We start from the raw sequence: 15,865 nt of genomic DNA, 5'->3' as shown, positions 1-15,865 counted from the left end.
CCGCTATCCCGCTGCCGGCTGGCCGCTGTCGCCCGAGGCCATCTGCCCCACCAGCCACTCCCGCAGCGCGATAATATCCCCCCGCTGCGCTGCCGCCTCGGTGGTGACCAGGTAGTAGCTGGCGCCCGGTAACGCGCTGCTGAATGGCGCGGATAACACTCCGCGCTGCAGCAGATCCCGCGCCAGCAGTTCGCTGGCGATCACCGCCCCCTGGCCAGCCACCGCCGCCTGCAGGGCATGGGTTTCATCGCTAAATGTTAACCCCGCGTCAATATTCAGCGTCGGCGGTCCATAGCGGCGACGCCAGTTCTCCCAGCTCGGCGAATCCGCCGGTACGTGCCGGTTGGCGACGTGAAATAGCGTCACTTGCGCCAGATCGTCAGGCCGACTGAGGGCCAGCGTCGGGCTGGCGACCACGATAAAGCGATCCTCATGCAGCAGCGTACAGCACAGATCCGGCTCGGGCGTTTCGCGATAGCGAATCGCGGCGTCCACCGTGCCCAGATGCAGATCCACCCGTTCGACGCTGGTGTGCAGACGCAGGTCGATAGCCGGAAAGCGGGCGGTGAAGTCCGCCAGCCGTGGCACCAGCCAGTGGGTGAGAAAATTGGAGGTGGTGGTGACGGTTAAGGATGGCGGCTGGCGGGCCTGGGCTATCTGCACAACGGCCTGCTCCAGGGCGCTGAAGGCGCGCTGGGTGGCGGCGTAGAGGATCTCGCCGTCGGCGGTCAGGCTGACGCCCTGCGCGCTGCGCTCGCAGACCCGGCACTCCAGGACCGATTCCAGCAGTTTAATCTGATGGCTGACCGCCGTCGCGCTGACGCCGAGCGCCCCGGCGGCCAGTTTAAAACTACGCTGGCGGGCGACGGCGTGGAAGGCGCGCAGGGCGCCCAGCGGCGGCAGGCGGGGTGTTCTCATGGCTGAGTTTTTCTCATCTATGGCTGAAAACTATGCGTTTGTGTGTCCCTGTATAGTGGCGATAGGCTACGGGCATGTAAAGACGATGGCATGAGTTATTTTCATGTCGTTTACAGTGTCAGGAGCTGAATATGCACGTTTTACACCACCATGCCGCCGCGGACGCGGCGGGAACCATCGACCCGCGCGGCCGCGCCATCGCTCTCAGCGTGCTCTTCGCCGCCGGGGCCTTGCTGTCAATCATGGCTCCCGTTATCGGGGCGAGCGGCACGCTGGGTCTGCTGGCGCTCCTGATCGCGGCCTTCGGCGCCGGATGGGGATTCGCGCGCGCGCAGCCCAGGCTCTATCGGGCGCCCCTGGCGGCAACGCGCTGGGCTTTCCTGCTGTCGGCGGCCGGCTGGCTGCTGGCGCTGGTGGCGTGGTATGGCGGCCAGGCCTGGCCGGCGCTGCTCCCCGGCGTGACGTTCGGCAGCGCGGGGGCGGCTGTCGCCTGGCGCGTTGCCGCGGGACGGGCGGCACTGTCGGGTAGCCGCGTCAGCGGCGCCACGGCGCTGAGCGTGGCTGTCGCCATCGCGGCGACGCTGCTGACCTGGCACACCGCCGGGGCAGGACGCGGCGGCGTGTGCTTTGCCTTCGCCGTGCTGCTGGACTGGTCGCTGCTCGGCGCGCTGATTGTGCGGATCCGCCAGCAGGAGAGTGCGGCGTAGCCGCTGGCGCTTGCTGGGCTTGAGCGAGCCGATCAAGCGAGACGGGATAAGTCGTCCGGCAGGGTGATAAATTTCTTCTACACTGTTACTGGCATCACATTCCTGCGCGGCTGGCATCTCAGCCGGCCGCCGTCGGCATTCAGCCCAGGCACGGGCCTGCAGGCTGGTTATCCTGAGAGAGGAGTCTGTAACATGGCATTTGTCACCACCCAAGACGGCGTCAATATTTACTTCAAAGACTGGGGTCCAAAGGAGGCTCAGCCGATTGTTTTCCATCACGGCTGGCCGTTAAGCGCCGACGACTGGGATAACCAGATGTTGTTTTTCCTTGCCGAAGGTTTTCGGGTCATCGCTATCGACCGCCGGGGCCATGGCCGCTCCGATCAGGTCAGCGAGGGGCATGATATGGACCATTATGCGGCAGACGTCTCGGCGGTAGTGGAGCATCTGGATCTGCACAATGCGGTCCATGTTGGACACTCTACCGGCGGTGGCCAGGTTGCCCGCTACGTGGCCCGCTACGGTCAGCCGCAGGGGCGGGTGGCGAAGGCGGTGCTCATCAGCGCCGTCCCGCCCCTGATGGTCAAGACCGAACAGAATCCTGGCGGCACGCCGATCGAGGTGTTTGACGGTTTCCGCAAAGCGCTGGCGGCTAACCGCGCCCAGTTCTATCTCGACGTCGCCTCTGGCCCGTTCTATGGCTTCAATCGTGACGGGGCGGAGGTGTCGCAGGGGACGATCCAGAACTGGTGGCGACAGGGGATGATCGGTAGCGCCAAAGCCCATTATGAAGGCATCAAGGCGTTTTCAGAAACCGACCAGACCGAAGATCTTAAGTCGATTACGCTGCCGGTGCTGGTTATGCAGGGGGATGACGATCAGGTGGTTCCCTATAAAAATGCCGCTATCCTGCAGGACCAGCTGCTGCCCAACAGCCAGTTGATCATTTATCCTGGCTTCCCGCACGGGATGCACACTTCTCACGCCGATACCATCAACGCCGACCTGCTGGCGTTTATCCGCGCCTGATCTTCCCTTTCGCCGGGCGGAAAGCCGTCAATGGCCTTCCGCCAGCGCCCTGGCCGCCAGTCGCCGGGGCGCGCCGGTTGACGAGCAGGGGAAATCTGCTTAACTCATGGGATACCTGACGACTATTTTTCCCCTGGCAGGATAAAACACCGGGTTTCCTGTCGGAAGCCCGGTGGAATTCTGCGCAAGAGACAAGAGAGAGACAATGAAATTAGCCGGACTTCATCCCGACGAGCAGCGTCGCCTGCAATCGCTTCGCTCTTCCGGGCTGTTGAATAGCGGAAAAGAAGAACGCTTTGATCGCCTGACCAGGCTTGCCCGTTCGCTGTATAACCTGCCGGTGGCCTCCATCAGCCTGGTAGGGGAAGATCTGCTGCACATCAAATCCTGTGCCGGTCTGGATGTGGACACGGTGCCGAGAGATATTTCATTTTGCGCCCATACCATTTTGCAAACCGACCCGCTTATCGTTAACGACATGCAGCAGGACGAGCGTTTTCACGACAATCCGCTGGTGATTCAGGCGCCGTTTATCCGCTTTTACGCCGGGTACCCGGTTCAGCTGCCGGATGGCGCGACGGTGGGGTCTTTTTGTCTGATGGACCATCAGCCGCGTTCGTTCTCCGCGCATGAAATACAGATCTTAAGCGATCTGGCGGCGATCGTGGAGGATGAGTTCAAGGTGCTGGATGCGGCAACCTCCGATGAGCTGACGGGACTGTTTAACCGCCGGGGATTCCTCACCCTGGCCGAGTATGCCCTGCTGACGGCCCAGCGCCGCCATGAGCCGGTGAGCCTGGCGTTTGTCGACCTCGATCGCTTTAAGCACATCAACGATACCTGGGGGCATGAAGAGGGCGATCGCGCGCTGATCGCCATCGCCGATTTGATGAAAACCGCCTTCCGTGAATCCGATATCCTCGCCAGGCAGGGAGGCGATGAGTTTATTATTCTGTTCGCTAATACCAGCCGCCACGATGCCGCGACGGCAATGGAGACGCTCAGCCACAACGTAGCGCGTTTCAATCAACAGGCGGCTCACCCCTGGCAGCTGGCGTTCTCCTGGGGCTGCGTCGAGTACGATCCCGCCAGCCATCCCAGTCTCAACGCGCTGGTGGCCACCGCCGACCGCCTGATGTATCAGGCGAAGCAGAAACAGGGGCGCGAGCGCCGTTAATCCTTTACCGCGGCGGCATTGAGCAGGTACTGCTGCGCCTGCTGCCGCTTTTGTGCATAGTCACCGAGCAGCGCCTGCTGCGATTTCCCAGCGTTGTCGTAAAACAGGCCGCCTTCGTCGGCGATAAAGCGATAATGCTGTTCCAGCTGGCCTATCACCCAGTCGATACGTTGCAGGGTGAGCAAGGTGCAGGACTGGCCATGCAGGTCGTCTTCAATATCCAGCACATGGGAGCGGAAGGCTTCCAGGGCAAACAAGCGGCGCAGTGCGGAAGGGTCAGCCAGCGCCGTCTCCCAGCGCGTCGTTATCTGCTGAAAATGAGCCTGTACCTGCGGGGCTGCCCGCCGGGCGCGAAGCCATACCAGCTTGCGCCGGTAGCTTTCGACGGCCAGCCGCTTCATCTCGCGATACTGCGCCAGCTGCTGTTCGGCATCGGGCACCCGTGTCATCAGCCAGCTAAAAAAGAAACGGGTCTCAAAGCGCTCGACAAAGTGAAACAGGGGATCGGCCAGACCGTTGCTGTTGAATTCTCTCAGCGGGTCGAAGGGATACATATAGCCAAAATCGAACAGCCACAGCTGCTCCTCCCGGTCCACCAACAGGTTCCCGCTACAGAGATCCCACTCCATCAGTCCCTGCTCCTCGCAGGCTTCCAGCGTGGTGAACAGCTGGGCGATCAGCGGCGGGGTCAGCTGGTGAATCGGCTCGCCATCGATCCAGGGGGAGAGCAGGATGCCGAGGCGATAATCGGCATACAGCGTTGGGACGATGTGGGTGAAGCGCGGTGCGGTATTTGGGTCATCCTTCAGCCGTTGCAACGCCTGTCGGCGCTGTACCTCATTCAAAAACGACAGCTGGCCGTTAAGATTGGCAACGCCGGCGACGGCACGTCGTTTCTTTAAATTATACTCTTTACCGGCGATGCGCAGCCGGTAAACCTCGCCGGTCAGACCCGAACCGTATACCTGCACCACATAGGGGGAATCCGGACCCAGCGCGGCGAGGCTCTCCGGCGGCAGTGGACAGTGGTTGACGTCGCCGACGATAAGCGGCTGACCGCTGCGGTCAAACGCCTGCTGCTGCTGTTGTCTGAGGTTCATGGCGCCTCCTTATAAGACATAGGACAGAGTGATTCATTCACGCTATCTCACCCGCAAGCGTCAGCAAAATCATCCTACCGCCGGGCGCTTTTTCAGGCTGAGCGGCGGCGTGTTCATGGAGGATACCTGGGGCGTAGGGTGGCGGTAGCGAAAGGCAAGCGTCTGAAACGCATACCTGTCGCCGTTGTCAATGAGGTGCTTGCCGGGCTGGATGCGATTCTGCGTTAAGGCCAGAGACGCAGAAAAGCAAAAAGCCTGCTCGAAAGCAGGCTTCTTAAATGTGGCTCCTCTGACTGGACTCGAACCAGTGACATACGGATTAACAGTCCGCCGTTCTACCGACTGAACTACAGAGGAATCGTGTGGAGTCGTATCTTAGCGGCGAAAAATCTTTTGTCAAACATCAATTCGCCCGTTCAGGTGCAACTGCCGCTTCCATCAACAATTTGTTGTCATTTCCGACAATTATTACGGAAAAATACTTTGCAGGATATCCATTTCTCGATCATCATTTGAAATGTTGTTTCAACATCTCTCACTAAGGTCTCTCTTGAACGTCACCTCCGCCGTACGCCAGGCCGTCGAACGGACATCCTGGTTTAAAAAACGTCAGCGTTATCGTGTGCTGTACTGGCGCGAAATCAGCCCCCTCGCTGTGCCCATTCTGCTGGAAAATGCCTGCGTATTGTTGATGGGGGTGTTGAGCACCTTCCTTGTCAGCTGGCTGGGAAAAGAGGCCATGGCCGGGGTGGGTCTGGCCGATAGCTTTAACATGGTGATCATGTCGTTCTTTGCCGCCATCGATCTGGGTACCACGGTGGTGGTAGCCTTTAGCCTCGGCAAGCGAGATCGGCGGCGGGCGAGAGCGGCCGCGCGCCAGTCGCTGGCCATTATGACCCTGTTTTCCATTGTGCTGGCGGGGGTGATCCACGCCTTTGGTCAGGAAATTATTAATTTTGTCGCCGGCGATGCCACCCCGCAGGTCAAGGACCTGGCGCTGACCTATCTCGAGCTGACGGTGCTAAGCTATCCGGCGGCGGCGATTGCGCTGATCGGCAGCGGGGCGCTGCGCGGGGCCGGTACCACTAAAATCCCGCTGTTGATCAACGGCGGGATGAACATCCTCAATATCCTAATCAGCAGCGTGCTCATCTATGGCCTCTTCTCCTGGCCGGGGCTGGGCTTTGTCGGCGCCGGTCTCGGGCTGACCATTGCCCGCTATATTGGCGCCATCGCCACTATCTGGGTGCTGATGGTGGGCCTCAATCCCGCGCTTCGGCTGTCGCTGAAAGGCTACTTCAAACCCTTTAACTTCGCCATTATCTGGGAAGTGATGGGGATCGGCATCCCGGCCAGTATCGAATCGGTTCTGTTCAATGGCGGTAAGCTGCTGACCCAGATGTTCGTCGCCGGGATGGGCACCAACGTTATCGCCGGCAACTTCATTGCTTTTTCGGTGGCGTCGCTGATTAACCTGCCGGGCAACGCCCTCGGCTCCGCCTCGACGATCATCACCGGCAAGCGGCTGGGGAAAGGGCAGATTGGTCAGGCGGAATTCCAGGCCTGGCATGTGTTCTGGCTGTCGACCATTATTTTGACGCTGATTGCCTGGGGCTGTGCCCCGTTCGCGGGCTTTATCGCCTCTTTCTATACCCATGAAGAGGATGTAAAAGAGGTGGTGAAGCAGCTGCTGTGGCTCAACGCCCTGTTTATGCCGATCTGGTCGCTGTCGTGGACTTTACCCTGCGCCTTCAAAGGCGCCCGTGACGTACGCTATACCATGTGGGTGTCGATGCTCGGTATGTGGGGCTGTCGGGTGGTGGCGGGCTATACGCTGGGCATCGTGCTGGGGATGGGGGTGATCGGCGTCTGGTTAGGGATGGTGCTCGACTGGGCCGTGCGCGGCGTGCTGTTTTACTTCCGCATGGTGAGCGGTCGCTGGCTGTGGAAGTACCCGCGGGTTAAGGCCTCAACGCCGGAAACCTGATCCGTTTGGCGGATAAACGCCATTTTTTGCGCAAAGTGAGGAATAATTCGGCAAACGATTCATTTTATTAAAAACAGGCTTTACAGCGTCCGGCGTCATCGTTAATATTCGCCCCGTTCACACGATTCCTCTGTAGTTCAGTCGGTAGAACGGCGGACTGTTAATCCGTATGTCACTGGTTCGAGTCCAGTCAGAGGAGCCAAATTTTAAAAAGCCTGCTTTCGAGCAGGCTTTTTGCTTTTCTGTCTGCCTGTTTCCTTGCGGACGAAAAATCTGGAGTCACCGCCGGGACGTTTGTTTCGCTCACCCGAGCGCTGACGCTCCCCAGCGGGGAACGCCAGCGTTTTCCTCTTTATTCCCACGTCACCGGTTAGCGGAACGGCGGTTCGTTGAAGGTGCGTAGCTTACGCGAGTGCATGTGATCCCCCTCGGCGCGCAGCAGATCGATGGCCCGGATGCCGATCTGCAGATGCTCAGAGATGGCCCCCTCATAGAAGCGGTTGGCCTGACCGGGGAGCTTGATCTCACCGTGCAGCGGTTTGTCCGAGACGCAGAGCAGCGTGCCGTAGGGGACGCGAAAGCGATAGCCCTGGGCGGCGATGGTCGCGCTCTCCATATCGATAGCCACCGCCCGGCTGAGATTAAAGCGCAGCGCCGAAGCGGAATAGCGCAGCTCCCAGTTACGGTCGTCGGTGGTGACCACCGTCCCGGTACGCAGCCGCTGCTTCACTTCCTCGCCCGGCATCCCGCTCACCTGCTTGGTGGCGTCGTACAGGGCGCGCTGCACTTCGGCAATGCTGGGGATGGGAATATCCGGCGGCAGCACCGCATCCAGTACATGGTCGTCGCGCAGATAGGCGTGGGCCAGCACATAGTCGCCGATAGCCTGGCTTTCGCGCAGGCCGCCGCAGTGGCCGATCATCAGCCAGACATCCGGGCGCAGCACCGCCAGGTGGTCGCAGATGGTTTTGGCGTTGGCCGGGCCGACGCCAATATTAATCAGCGTGATCCCTTTGCCGTCGTGGGTGATCAAATGCCAGGCCGGCATCTGGTGCTTCTTCCACGCCAGATCGGAAATGGCCTGCTCCGGCGCTTCGGTTTCGGCGGTGATCCAGATCCCGCCGGCGCAGGAGAGAGCGATATAGGGGCTGTCGGGATCGAGGATCTGGCTGCAGCCCCAGCTGACGAACTCATCCACGTAGCGGGTATAGTTGGTGAACAGCACGTAGGGCTGGAAGTGTTCCGCCGGCGTGCCGGTATAGTGCCGCAGACGCGCCAGCGAAAAATCGACGCGGCGGGCGTCAAAGTGCGACAGCGGATAGAACTCGGTAGGATGGAACAGGCCGTCTGCGGTCTCATCGCCAATCTGCGACAGCTCGGTGGTAGGGAAATAGCGCGTCAGACCGGCGCTCATCGAGCGGTCGAGTGTCAGGGTGGAACCATCTATCACGTAAGGATAGGGGATCTCATGCTGCGACAGCTCGACGCTGATATGCGCGCCATAGTCCTGATACAGCAGGGTCAGCTGTTCCAGCAAATAGTGGCGGAACAGTTTCGGATTGGTGATGGTGGTGGTATAGCACCCGGCATGGGTGAAACGTCCCCAGGCGCGCGTTTTGAGGGCTTTATGATCGGCGCCGTCCCAGGAGACCGAGAGCTGCGGATAGACAAAAAGACCTTCCGCGCGGGCTTCGGTATCGGGGAGCGTATTATGGTCGATATAGTCGCCGATGGCTTTGCGTAATGCCGTGACCGAGGCTTCATAGCGCGCTTCCAGCTCGGCAAGCGCTTGTTCCGGGGTCAGACTGGCGGCCTTGTTATTCATGATTCGCTCCTTGTTTCAGGTCTGCTGACATTCCCGATAGTATGTCACAGCGTGAAAAGGGCGAAGGGGAATTTATCTGTCAGATGCGAAGAGACCCAGCTCATCTCTGGCAAAGGGGTCGGACCCGATTTATTTGCCGGCGTTTGCCCAGCGCTCACTGCTATAGTGGGTTGCTTTGAGGATCTTCAACGTCTGTGTCGGGTTATTATTCAGACAATAACGCGCATCGGCCAGCGGAGTAAGTTTATCGCCTTCCTGCAGGTGAAGGCGACAGGCTTCAATTTCAGCAATCATCGCTAATGTACCGCTCTGAAGCACGACGCAGCAGGGGCTGGTCATTGAATTTGTTCTCACTTTTTTTACCCACCACTCCATCTATATCTTCCTGTCCTGATCACATCCCTGCCGATAATTCATGTTTCCTGAAGGCCTGACAATAAGATTATCCCCTTGGTTTATACAGTGTTTAAAAATAGGCGACCTAACGTTGATCTCAGCGGTAGGCTTTTTTTCGCTGAACATGAATGATCTGCCGGGTTTAATTTGCCGGAGCCGATGGCTATGCTGAGAAGCAGACAGTGAAAATAGCCTGTCAGGAATAGGGCAGCTGAGTTCGGCTATGCGAAAAATAATAGAGAGAGCGTCATGAAGCATCTTTTACGCCACTGGCGAACGTCAGGCGCCGTTATTGGCTCACTGTTAAAAAAAGGGATCGTTGCGGTGCTGGCGCTGCTGGTGGTGTTTCTCGCCGGACGGATCTATGAGTCCCAGCGCGGCCCCGCGCTGCATTCCTGGCATACCTGGCATGGCAACGAGATGACGGCCAAAGAGATCGACCAGGCGACCTTTGCCCAGTATCTGGCGCGGGAGAAAACGATTTTCGCCGATCTTCAGCGCGAGGTGACAGAGGCCTTGCCGGAAGAAGATAAAACCCCAGTCAACCGCTTTTATCGCCATAGCCGGGTCTGGCCGGGACAGTTTACGCAGGACTGGAACCGCTCTTTTGTACTATTGCCGCAGGGCAAACCGCGCGGCAGCGTGGTGCTGCTCCATGGCCTGACCGATTCGCCCTACAGCGTGCGCTATCTGGCGCAACTCTGGCGGCAGCGGGGCTATGTGGCGGTGGCGCCGCGTTTGCCGGGCCATGGCACCGCGCCGGGGGCGTTAACCGCCGTTGACTGGGAGACCTGGCTGGCGGCAACGCGTCTGGCGGTGCGCGAAGCGACGCGCCTGGCCGGGGCGGACGTGCCGCTGCATCTGGTCGGCTACTCTAACGGCGGCGCGCTGGCGCTCAAGTATGCCCTCGATAGCCTGGAGGACAGCCATTTACGCCAGCCGCAGCAGATTATCCTGCTGTCGCCGATGATCGGCGTGACGGCGTTTGCCCGTTTTGCCGGTCTCGCCGGGCTGCCGTCCATCTTCCCGGCGTTTGCCCGTGCGGCCTGGCTAAACGTGGCGCCTGAATTTAACCCGTTCAAGTACAACTCTTTTCCGGTAAAAGCGGCGAGACAGTCCTGGCTGTTAAGCCAGGCGCTGCAGCAGCAGATTCTTCGCGCGTCCCGTCAGGGGGAGCTGAAAGCGCTGCCGCCAGTCCTCACCTTTCAGTCGGTGATGGATTCCACCGTCAGCACCCGGGCGGTGGTGGAGTCCCTGTATCGCTACCTGCCGGACAACGGCAGTGAGCTGGTGGTGTTCGACATAAACCAGGCGGCGGATCTCCGGGTCCTGTTCCGTCCCGCGCTCTATGCGGCGGTGAATACGCTGCTACCGCCGGCGCCGAGGGCCTATACCACCACGGTGGTGACCAACGCGACGGCGCATACGCTGCAGACCGTCGCCCGCACTACGCTGGCGCAGGAACGGGAAGAGCATCGTTATCCTCTACACCTTGCCTGGCCGGCGGATATGTACTCCCTGTCGCATGTGGCGGTGCCGTTTCCCCTGAGCGACTCGCTGTATGGCCGCGAGCCGGACGAGAAGAACCGCTACGGCATTAGCCTGGGCACCATTTCACTGCGTGGAGAAACCGGAACGCTGAGCGTGGGGCTGGAGACGTTAATGCGCGTCACCTCTAATCCTTTCTTTCCGTGGATGCTGGCGCGCGTCGATGAGCATATCGCCTGCGGCGAACAGGCGGCGGTAGTGGCCTGCCTGAAGGCGCAGGCCAGCGCGCAGGCGTTAAAAGAGGCTCAGGTGCAGGACGGTGCGCAGCAGAATGCCGACGGTCGCCGCGGGAACCACGAAGCGAAACAGGCGGACAAACCGTGAGCTGATGCCGAGGAAAATACCGATTCCGGGCAGATCGAAGGTCTGGATCAGCAGGCCTGCCGAGGCGTTGACCTGGCTGACGGTGACTTTGCCCTGCTGGATCAGCTCGGAAATGACGCCAAAGTAAGCGGTGCCTCCGGCGACGCACTTCACCAGCGCCGGCAGCACAAAGTTCTGCGGAATGTGCAGCCAGCCGAGCACCGGTTTCAGCAGCTGCTGCAGCAGGTCGATGGCGCCAGCGCCCTGCAGCAGTCCGACGATGGTTAACGACAGGATCAGCATCGGCACCGCGCCGAGCGCCAGGCGGATGGCGTCGGAGCCGGCGCTATTGATCACCGCCAGAATGCCCTGACTGTTCTGCTCGGCGTTGGGCAGCGCTTCCGCGCGAGGATTCTCGGCGACCGATAAGCGCCGTCCGGTGACGTGCCAGGCGACGGCGGCCGCGCACAGGCCGCCGACCACTGAGATAACGATCGAGGCCAGCCAGTGGAGGCCGAAAGGGGTGAGGGGATAGAAGACGTTGCCTTGCCCCATGGCGAAGACCATGGCCAGCGTGGCGGCCATTTGCCGGTCAGAAACGCCGCGTTTGTCCATAATCGACAGCGTGGCCAGCGGGGCGGCGAAGCTGACAAAGTTAATCTGGATCAGGGCGAAGGCGCTCATCCCGGTTAAGCCGAAGGGCTTCAGCAATGGCGCAACCCAGCGCACAATCACATCGAGGATGCCGCGGACCTCCAGATATTTCATGATAATCAGCATGATCACCATGATCGGCAACAGCGTATACAGCGCGACGTCAACGGACGATTTGCCCGCCGCCATAATGATGCTTATGACATCCATTTACGTTCTTTACCACTCGCAAAGCCATTCGTTCGCGTCATCATAATCCCGTGGGGAAGGAAATGATATGTCAGGATCGCCCCGGGGACCGGCGCCATGGGGCGCCGGGAGGAGAGAATTACTGGCCGATGTTGACCAGCGTGCGGCCATGAATATTGTTGCTGAGGAAATCTGCGGCATACGCTGGCGCCTGCTCCAGCGTGATTTCGGTGGCTGCCTGCTGGTAGTAGCCCTCCGGCAGCAGCTGGGCCAGACGCTGCCAGACCGCGTCGCGTTCTGCGGTGGGCACCATCACCGAATCCACCCCCTGCAGACGCACATTGCGCAGAATAAACGGCATTACGGTGGTCGGCAGATCGAAGCCCCCGGCCAGACCGCAGGCGGCGACGCAGCCGCGATATTGCGTTTGCGCCAGCACTTTAGCCAGCATCGTGCCGCCAACGGTATCCACCGCGCCCGCCCACAGCTGTTTCTCCAGCGGGCGGGTCTCTGCGAAGTCGCTGCGCGGCAGGATGGCGTCGGCGCCGAGCTGGCGAAGGTAATCGTGCGTCGACTCGCGGCCCGATACTGCTGTCACCCGGTAGCCGAGCGCTTTCAGCAGTACCACGGCGGTGCTGCCGACCCCGCCGCTGGCGCCGGTGACCAGGATATCACCGCTTTCCGGGGTGATGCCCGCACTGACGAGGGCATCGACGCACAGCATTGCGGTAAAGCCGGCGGTGCCGATGATCATTGCCTGGCGCGCGCTGAGTGCCTCCGGCAGGGCAACCAGCCAGTCGCCTTTGACACAGGCCTCGGTGGCCAGACCGCCCCAGTGGTTTTCGCCCACGCCCCAGCCGGTGAGGATCACGGCCTGGCCGGGAACAAAGCGCGGATCGCGGCTTTCACTTACCCTGCCGGCAAAATCAATCCCCGGCACCATCGGGAACTGGCGGATGATTTTGCCTTTGCCGGTGATCGCCAGGGCATCTTTATAGTTGAGACTCGACCAGTCGATGGCGACCTGCACGTCGCCTTCGGCAAGGGCGGGCAGGTCAATCGCTTTGACGGCGGCCACGGTGCGGTTGTCAATCTGGTCCAGAACTAATGCTTTCATGACTGAGTATTCCTCGTCTGAAGGGAGTTATCGGCGCTATCGCCGTCCTGTGCAGGTGTTATTGTCATCATATTGTGCGCAAAGAAATCCCAGTACTGGTTAAGGGGAGCGGCGGACTGGACCAGCCTGGCGCGCATCACCGCGCCTTCCCAGCCGATCCAGAACACCTGGGCCAGCGCCTCCGGTGAGGTGTCGCTGGCGATCGCCCCGGCAGCCTGCGCCTCGTGCAGGCAGCGGGCCACGCGCGCCTCCCATGCCGCCAGGATGGCCTGCAACCGCTGGGTAAATGCCTCGGGCAACAGCGGAGCTTCCTGCAGCAGGTTGCCTACCAGACAGCCGCGACGAAACTGGTATTTCTCCATTCCCTGACCGGCACCTCGCACGAAGGCCGCCATCCGTTCCAGCGGCGGCACGGCGTCGTCCAGCAGGAATTTATCTAATTTATGCGCAAAGTAGTCGCCATAGGCGGCAAGCACGGCGAGGCCAAAGGCCTCCTTGCTTTTGAAACAGTGGTAAAACGACCCCTTTGGCACGGCGATATTCTTGATTACCGCATCAATCCCCGCCGCGAGATAGCCCGTTTCGGTCAGCACCTCCAGGCCCGAGCGAATCAGCGCCTGGCGGGTGTCGACAAACTGCCGATCGGCCTTTGGCGGTCGGCCGCGGCGGGGCTTCAGGTTGGCGGAGATAGCGGGATTCATCATTTAGACCGTGTGGTTTAATTGTTTGTCAGGGTACCCCCAATCCTGGTATGGGGCAAGCAATGTATGGCAGCGAAGGGCGGGATTTCGAGGCATTCGGCTTATGAAAGGCAATGCGGATTATCAATAATGGCTAATGCATGGATATCGGGCCGTTACGACAGAGAATATCAATCCGCTGAGGCTATTCCGCTGACCATATATCTCTCTGGCCGCCACGGAATGATAAGGATGAATGGTAGAGATTATATTGCCGGGCTGACGATGATTTGCAGACCATAGCGGATTGACAATGCCGGCATGATAAAACACATTGTCCCCCCTGGACGGGCGCCGGTTGCCACCTCAGTTTAAATAAACACGCCGCCAGACAGGAAAGCCTGTCCTTTATTATCGGCGTCTGGATAAATAACCCGCCGCTGAAACCACACCTGCGAAAAAGGAATAACAGCCTGATGTACAGAATGAATATTGCCGTCAAAGGAGGGGAGGAATGTCGCTAATCGCTATTGTGCTGGTCTTTATCATGGCCATCGTGGTGACGGTGTTCATTTCCCATCTTCTGCCCGTTAAAGTGCCGCTGCCGTTGATCCAGATTGCGGCGGGCGCCGCGCTGGCCGCCGGTGGTTTTCAGGTCGATTTCGATCCGCACATCTTTTTGCTGTTGTTTATCCCGCCGCTGCTTTTCCTCGATGGCTGGCGGATCCCGAAAGACGCGTTTTTCCGCGATATGAAGCCGATTCTGTCGCTGGCGATAGGCCTGGTGATGGTGACTATCCTCGGTATTGGCCTGTTTATTCACTGGCTTATTCCGGCGATTACCGTGGCGGCGGGGTTCGCCCTGGCGGCGATTCTGTCACCCACCGATCCGGTGGCGGTATCGGCAATGACCGCCAGCTCGCCGCTGCCTTCCCGGATGGCGCATATCCTCGAAGGGGAGTCGCTGTTAAACGATGCTTCGGGTCTCGTCGCTTTTAATTTTGCCATCGCCGCGGTGCTGACCGGCAGCTTCTCAGCGGGAGAGGCGGTGATGAAGTTTTTCCTGATGGCGTTCGGGGGTATCCTCAGTGGGCTCGTGGTGGTGTGGGTCACCGGCAAATGTAATAACTTTCTGGTGCGGCGCACTCGCGAGGAGCCGGCCATCCAGATCCTGATCAGCCTGCTTATCCCCTTCGCCGCCTACCTGCTGGCCGAGGCGTTCCATGTCTCCGGCATTCTTGCCGCCGTCGCCGCCGGCATTGCGATGCACTATGAGCAGCTGTCGGGGCCGCGGCTTCCCGCGACGCGCATGAAAAGCAGCGCGGTGTGGTCCATGCTGCAGACTACCCTCAATGGGATGATCTTCCTGATGCTGGGCGAGCAGTTGCCCCGCATGCTCAGGACGTTGCCGGCGGTAGCCAGCCAGGCCGGCGTCCCTTCGCCCTGGTATCTGCTGCTGTACGCCGTGGCCATCACTCTCGCGCTCGGTCTGATGCGTTTCGCCTGGGTATGGCTGTCGATGACGCTGACCATTTTTCGCCGTAAACGCCGGGGCAAGGCCATCACCGTCCGTCCGCGATTCAGCATCCTCGCCGTCATGGCGCTGGCGGGGGTCAAAGGCTCCGTGACGCTCGCCGGTATTCTGACGCTGCCGGCGGTGCTGGCGGATGGTTCACCATTCCCGGGCCGCGAACTGCTGATCTTTCTCTCAATGGCGGTGATCCTGATGTCGCTGGTGGTGGCGGCTATCGGTCTGCCGTTCATGACCCGCTATCTTGCCGATGATTTACCCCATGACACCGGCAAGGACGATATTGGCGCCGTCATGACCGAAGTGGCCATCAACCGGCTAAATGCGCTACTCGACGAGCCGGTGGAGGATCCCACTGAGCAGGCCCTGCGGGCGGATGCCGGCAATATGCTGCTGGAAACCTACCAGCGTCGGCTTCACTATAACGACAATGACGAAGGGCAGGACGTCGGGCTGGAGCTGGCGAAGCGCGCCAGGCTGGAGAAATATATGCAAAGAGAGGTCATTATCGCCCAGCGTCAGGAGCTGTTCCGGCTGCGTCGCGCTCACAACATTAGCGATACCACCTTTTATGAGGTGCTGCGTGAGATAGACCTGAAGGAAGAGAGTTTGCGCTAGGGGCGCCATTGCTGGAGGGGAGCCTTCGCCCTCCGGCCGCGCAGCTGGCGCGGAAAAGCAAAAAGCCTGCTCGAAAGCAGGCTTTT

12 protein-coding genes, 2 tRNA genes and 1 pseudogene are annotated in these 15,865 nt (G+C 60.1%); 7 read left to right on the top strand and 8 right to left on the bottom strand.

The genetic code is table 11. The annotated features are described in order from the left end of the window. Positions 1–3 precede the first annotated feature (3 nt). Positions 4–918 (bottom strand): LysR substrate-binding domain-containing protein, encoded by a 915-nt coding sequence (locus tag ABLU73_RS04475; protein ID WP_049093796.1) that lies wholly within the window; start codon positions 916–918, stop codon positions 4–6. Between the two features lie 131 nt (positions 919–1,049). On the opposite strand from ABLU73_RS04475, the gene ABLU73_RS04470 reads away from it, so the two are divergent. The 3 genes from ABLU73_RS04470 to ABLU73_RS04460 all read left to right on the top strand — a co-directional run bounded on the left by ABLU73_RS04470 (position 1,050) and on the right by ABLU73_RS04460 (position 3,831). Next, a complete protein-coding gene (locus ABLU73_RS04470) occupies positions 1,050–1,625 on the top strand; it encodes a hypothetical protein (protein WP_264924752.1) in 576 nt (191 codons plus the stop codon). Between the two features lie 192 nt (positions 1,626–1,817). Beyond that, positions 1,818–2,654 (top strand): alpha/beta hydrolase, encoded by an 837-nt coding sequence (locus tag ABLU73_RS04465; RefSeq protein ID WP_004203515.1) that lies wholly within the window; start codon positions 1,818–1,820, stop codon positions 2,652–2,654. 205 nt (positions 2,655–2,859) lie between these two features. Continuing rightward, positions 2,860–3,831, top strand: a complete 972-nt coding sequence (locus ABLU73_RS04460) for a sensor domain-containing diguanylate cyclase (RefSeq protein WP_049093797.1) — start codon at positions 2,860–2,862, stop codon at positions 3,829–3,831. Here ABLU73_RS04460 and ABLU73_RS04455 read toward each other — a convergent pair. Continuing rightward, complete coding sequence (locus ABLU73_RS04455) at positions 3,828–4,931, bottom strand: AarF/UbiB family protein (RefSeq protein WP_240709214.1); 1,104 nt, start codon at positions 4,929–4,931, stop codon at positions 3,828–3,830. The two genes, ABLU73_RS04460 and ABLU73_RS04455, sit on opposite strands and share 4 nt — an antisense overlap. A 281-nt stretch (positions 4,932–5,212) precedes the next feature. Then, positions 5,213–5,288: transfer RNA gene (locus ABLU73_RS04450), tRNA-Asn, on the bottom strand. 193 nt (positions 5,289–5,481) lie between these two features. Between ABLU73_RS04450 and ABLU73_RS04445 the strand changes: the two genes are divergently transcribed. Continuing rightward, on the top strand, positions 5,482–6,918 hold the full coding sequence (locus tag ABLU73_RS04445) for an EmmdR/YeeO family multidrug/toxin efflux MATE transporter (RefSeq protein ID WP_348850068.1): 1,437 nt from the start codon (positions 5,482–5,484) through the stop codon (positions 6,916–6,918). 126 nt (positions 6,919–7,044) lie between these two features. Then, a tRNA-Asn gene (locus tag ABLU73_RS04440) sits at positions 7,045–7,120 on the top strand. A gap of 168 nt (positions 7,121–7,288) precedes the next feature. Here the strand turns inward: ABLU73_RS04440 and ABLU73_RS04435 are convergent. Beyond that, positions 7,289–8,743: an AMP nucleosidase gene (locus ABLU73_RS04435; RefSeq protein ID WP_004203506.1), complete on the bottom strand. Its 1,455-nt coding sequence runs from the start codon at positions 8,741–8,743 to the stop codon at positions 7,289–7,291. A 129-nt stretch (positions 8,744–8,872) separates the two neighbouring features. Further along, entirely contained in the window at positions 8,873–9,118 is a 246-nt protein-coding gene (pmrD, locus tag ABLU73_RS04430; RefSeq protein ID WP_108432892.1) for a signal transduction protein PmrD, read from the bottom strand. 270 nt (positions 9,119–9,388) lie between these two features. Between pmrD and ABLU73_RS04425 the strand changes: the two genes are divergently transcribed. Next, positions 9,389–11,011 (top strand): alpha/beta hydrolase, encoded by a 1,623-nt coding sequence (locus ABLU73_RS04425; RefSeq protein ID WP_264924753.1) that lies wholly within the window; start codon positions 9,389–9,391, stop codon positions 11,009–11,011. Here ABLU73_RS04425 and ABLU73_RS04420 read toward each other — a convergent pair. The 3 genes and pseudogenes from ABLU73_RS04420 to ABLU73_RS04410 all read right to left on the bottom strand — a co-directional run bounded on the left by ABLU73_RS04420 (position 10,922) and on the right by ABLU73_RS04410 (position 13,651). Further along, entirely contained in the window at positions 10,922–11,854 is a 933-nt protein-coding gene (locus tag ABLU73_RS04420) for a nucleoside recognition domain-containing protein (protein ID WP_264924754.1), read from the bottom strand. The two genes, ABLU73_RS04425 and ABLU73_RS04420, sit on opposite strands and share 90 nt — an antisense overlap. Before the next feature lie 118 nt (positions 11,855–11,972). After that, on the bottom strand, positions 11,973–12,887 hold the full coding sequence (locus ABLU73_RS04415; protein ID WP_227506520.1) for an MDR family oxidoreductase: 915 nt from the start codon (positions 12,885–12,887) through the stop codon (positions 11,973–11,975). Next, positions 12,826–13,651: pseudogene (locus ABLU73_RS04410) on the bottom strand (TetR/AcrR family transcriptional regulator). The gene ABLU73_RS04415 and the pseudogene ABLU73_RS04410 overlap by 62 nt, the downstream one beginning before the upstream one ends. A 493-nt stretch (positions 13,652–14,144) precedes the next feature. Here ABLU73_RS04410 and ABLU73_RS04405 point away from each other — a divergent pair. Next, complete coding sequence (locus ABLU73_RS04405) at positions 14,145–15,779, top strand: Na+/H+ antiporter (RefSeq protein ID WP_264924755.1); 1,635 nt, start codon at positions 14,145–14,147, stop codon at positions 15,777–15,779. The last annotated feature ends 86 nt before the right edge of the window (positions 15,780–15,865 follow it).

This window comes from Klebsiella sp. GG_Kp175, assembly GCF_040062325.1.
Lineage (GTDB): Bacteria > Pseudomonadota > Gammaproteobacteria > Enterobacterales > Enterobacteriaceae > Klebsiella > Klebsiella quasipneumoniae.
Note: the sequence above shows the minus strand (reverse complement) of the source record. Positions and strands in the feature narration are given on the sequence as shown.

Coding starts and splice junctions, on each gene's coding strand:
- ABLU73_RS04470 (WP_264924752.1), top strand. CDS start 1,050: ATGCACGTTTTACACCACCATGCCGCCGCGGACGCGGCGGGAACCATC.
- ABLU73_RS04475 (WP_049093796.1), bottom strand. CDS start 918: ATGAGAACACCCCGCCTGCCGCCGCTGGGCGCCCTGCGCGCCTTCCAC.
- pmrD (WP_108432892.1), bottom strand. CDS start 9,118: ATGGAGTGGTGGGTAAAAAAAGTGAGAACAAATTCAATGACCAGCCCC.
- ABLU73_RS04425 (WP_264924753.1), top strand. CDS start 9,389: ATGAAGCATCTTTTACGCCACTGGCGAACGTCAGGCGCCGTTATTGGC.
- ABLU73_RS04420 (WP_264924754.1), bottom strand. CDS start 11,854: ATGGATGTCATAAGCATCATTATGGCGGCGGGCAAATCGTCCGTTGAC.
- ABLU73_RS04460 (WP_049093797.1), top strand. CDS start 2,860: ATGAAATTAGCCGGACTTCATCCCGACGAGCAGCGTCGCCTGCAATCG.
- ABLU73_RS04435 (WP_004203506.1), bottom strand. CDS start 8,743: ATGAATAACAAGGCCGCCAGTCTGACCCCGGAACAAGCGCTTGCCGAG.
- ABLU73_RS04465 (WP_004203515.1), top strand. CDS start 1,818: ATGGCATTTGTCACCACCCAAGACGGCGTCAATATTTACTTCAAAGAC.
- ABLU73_RS04455 (WP_240709214.1), bottom strand. CDS start 4,931: ATGAACCTCAGACAACAGCAGCAGCAGGCGTTTGACCGCAGCGGTCAG.
- ABLU73_RS04405 (WP_264924755.1), top strand. CDS start 14,145: ATGTCGCTAATCGCTATTGTGCTGGTCTTTATCATGGCCATCGTGGTG.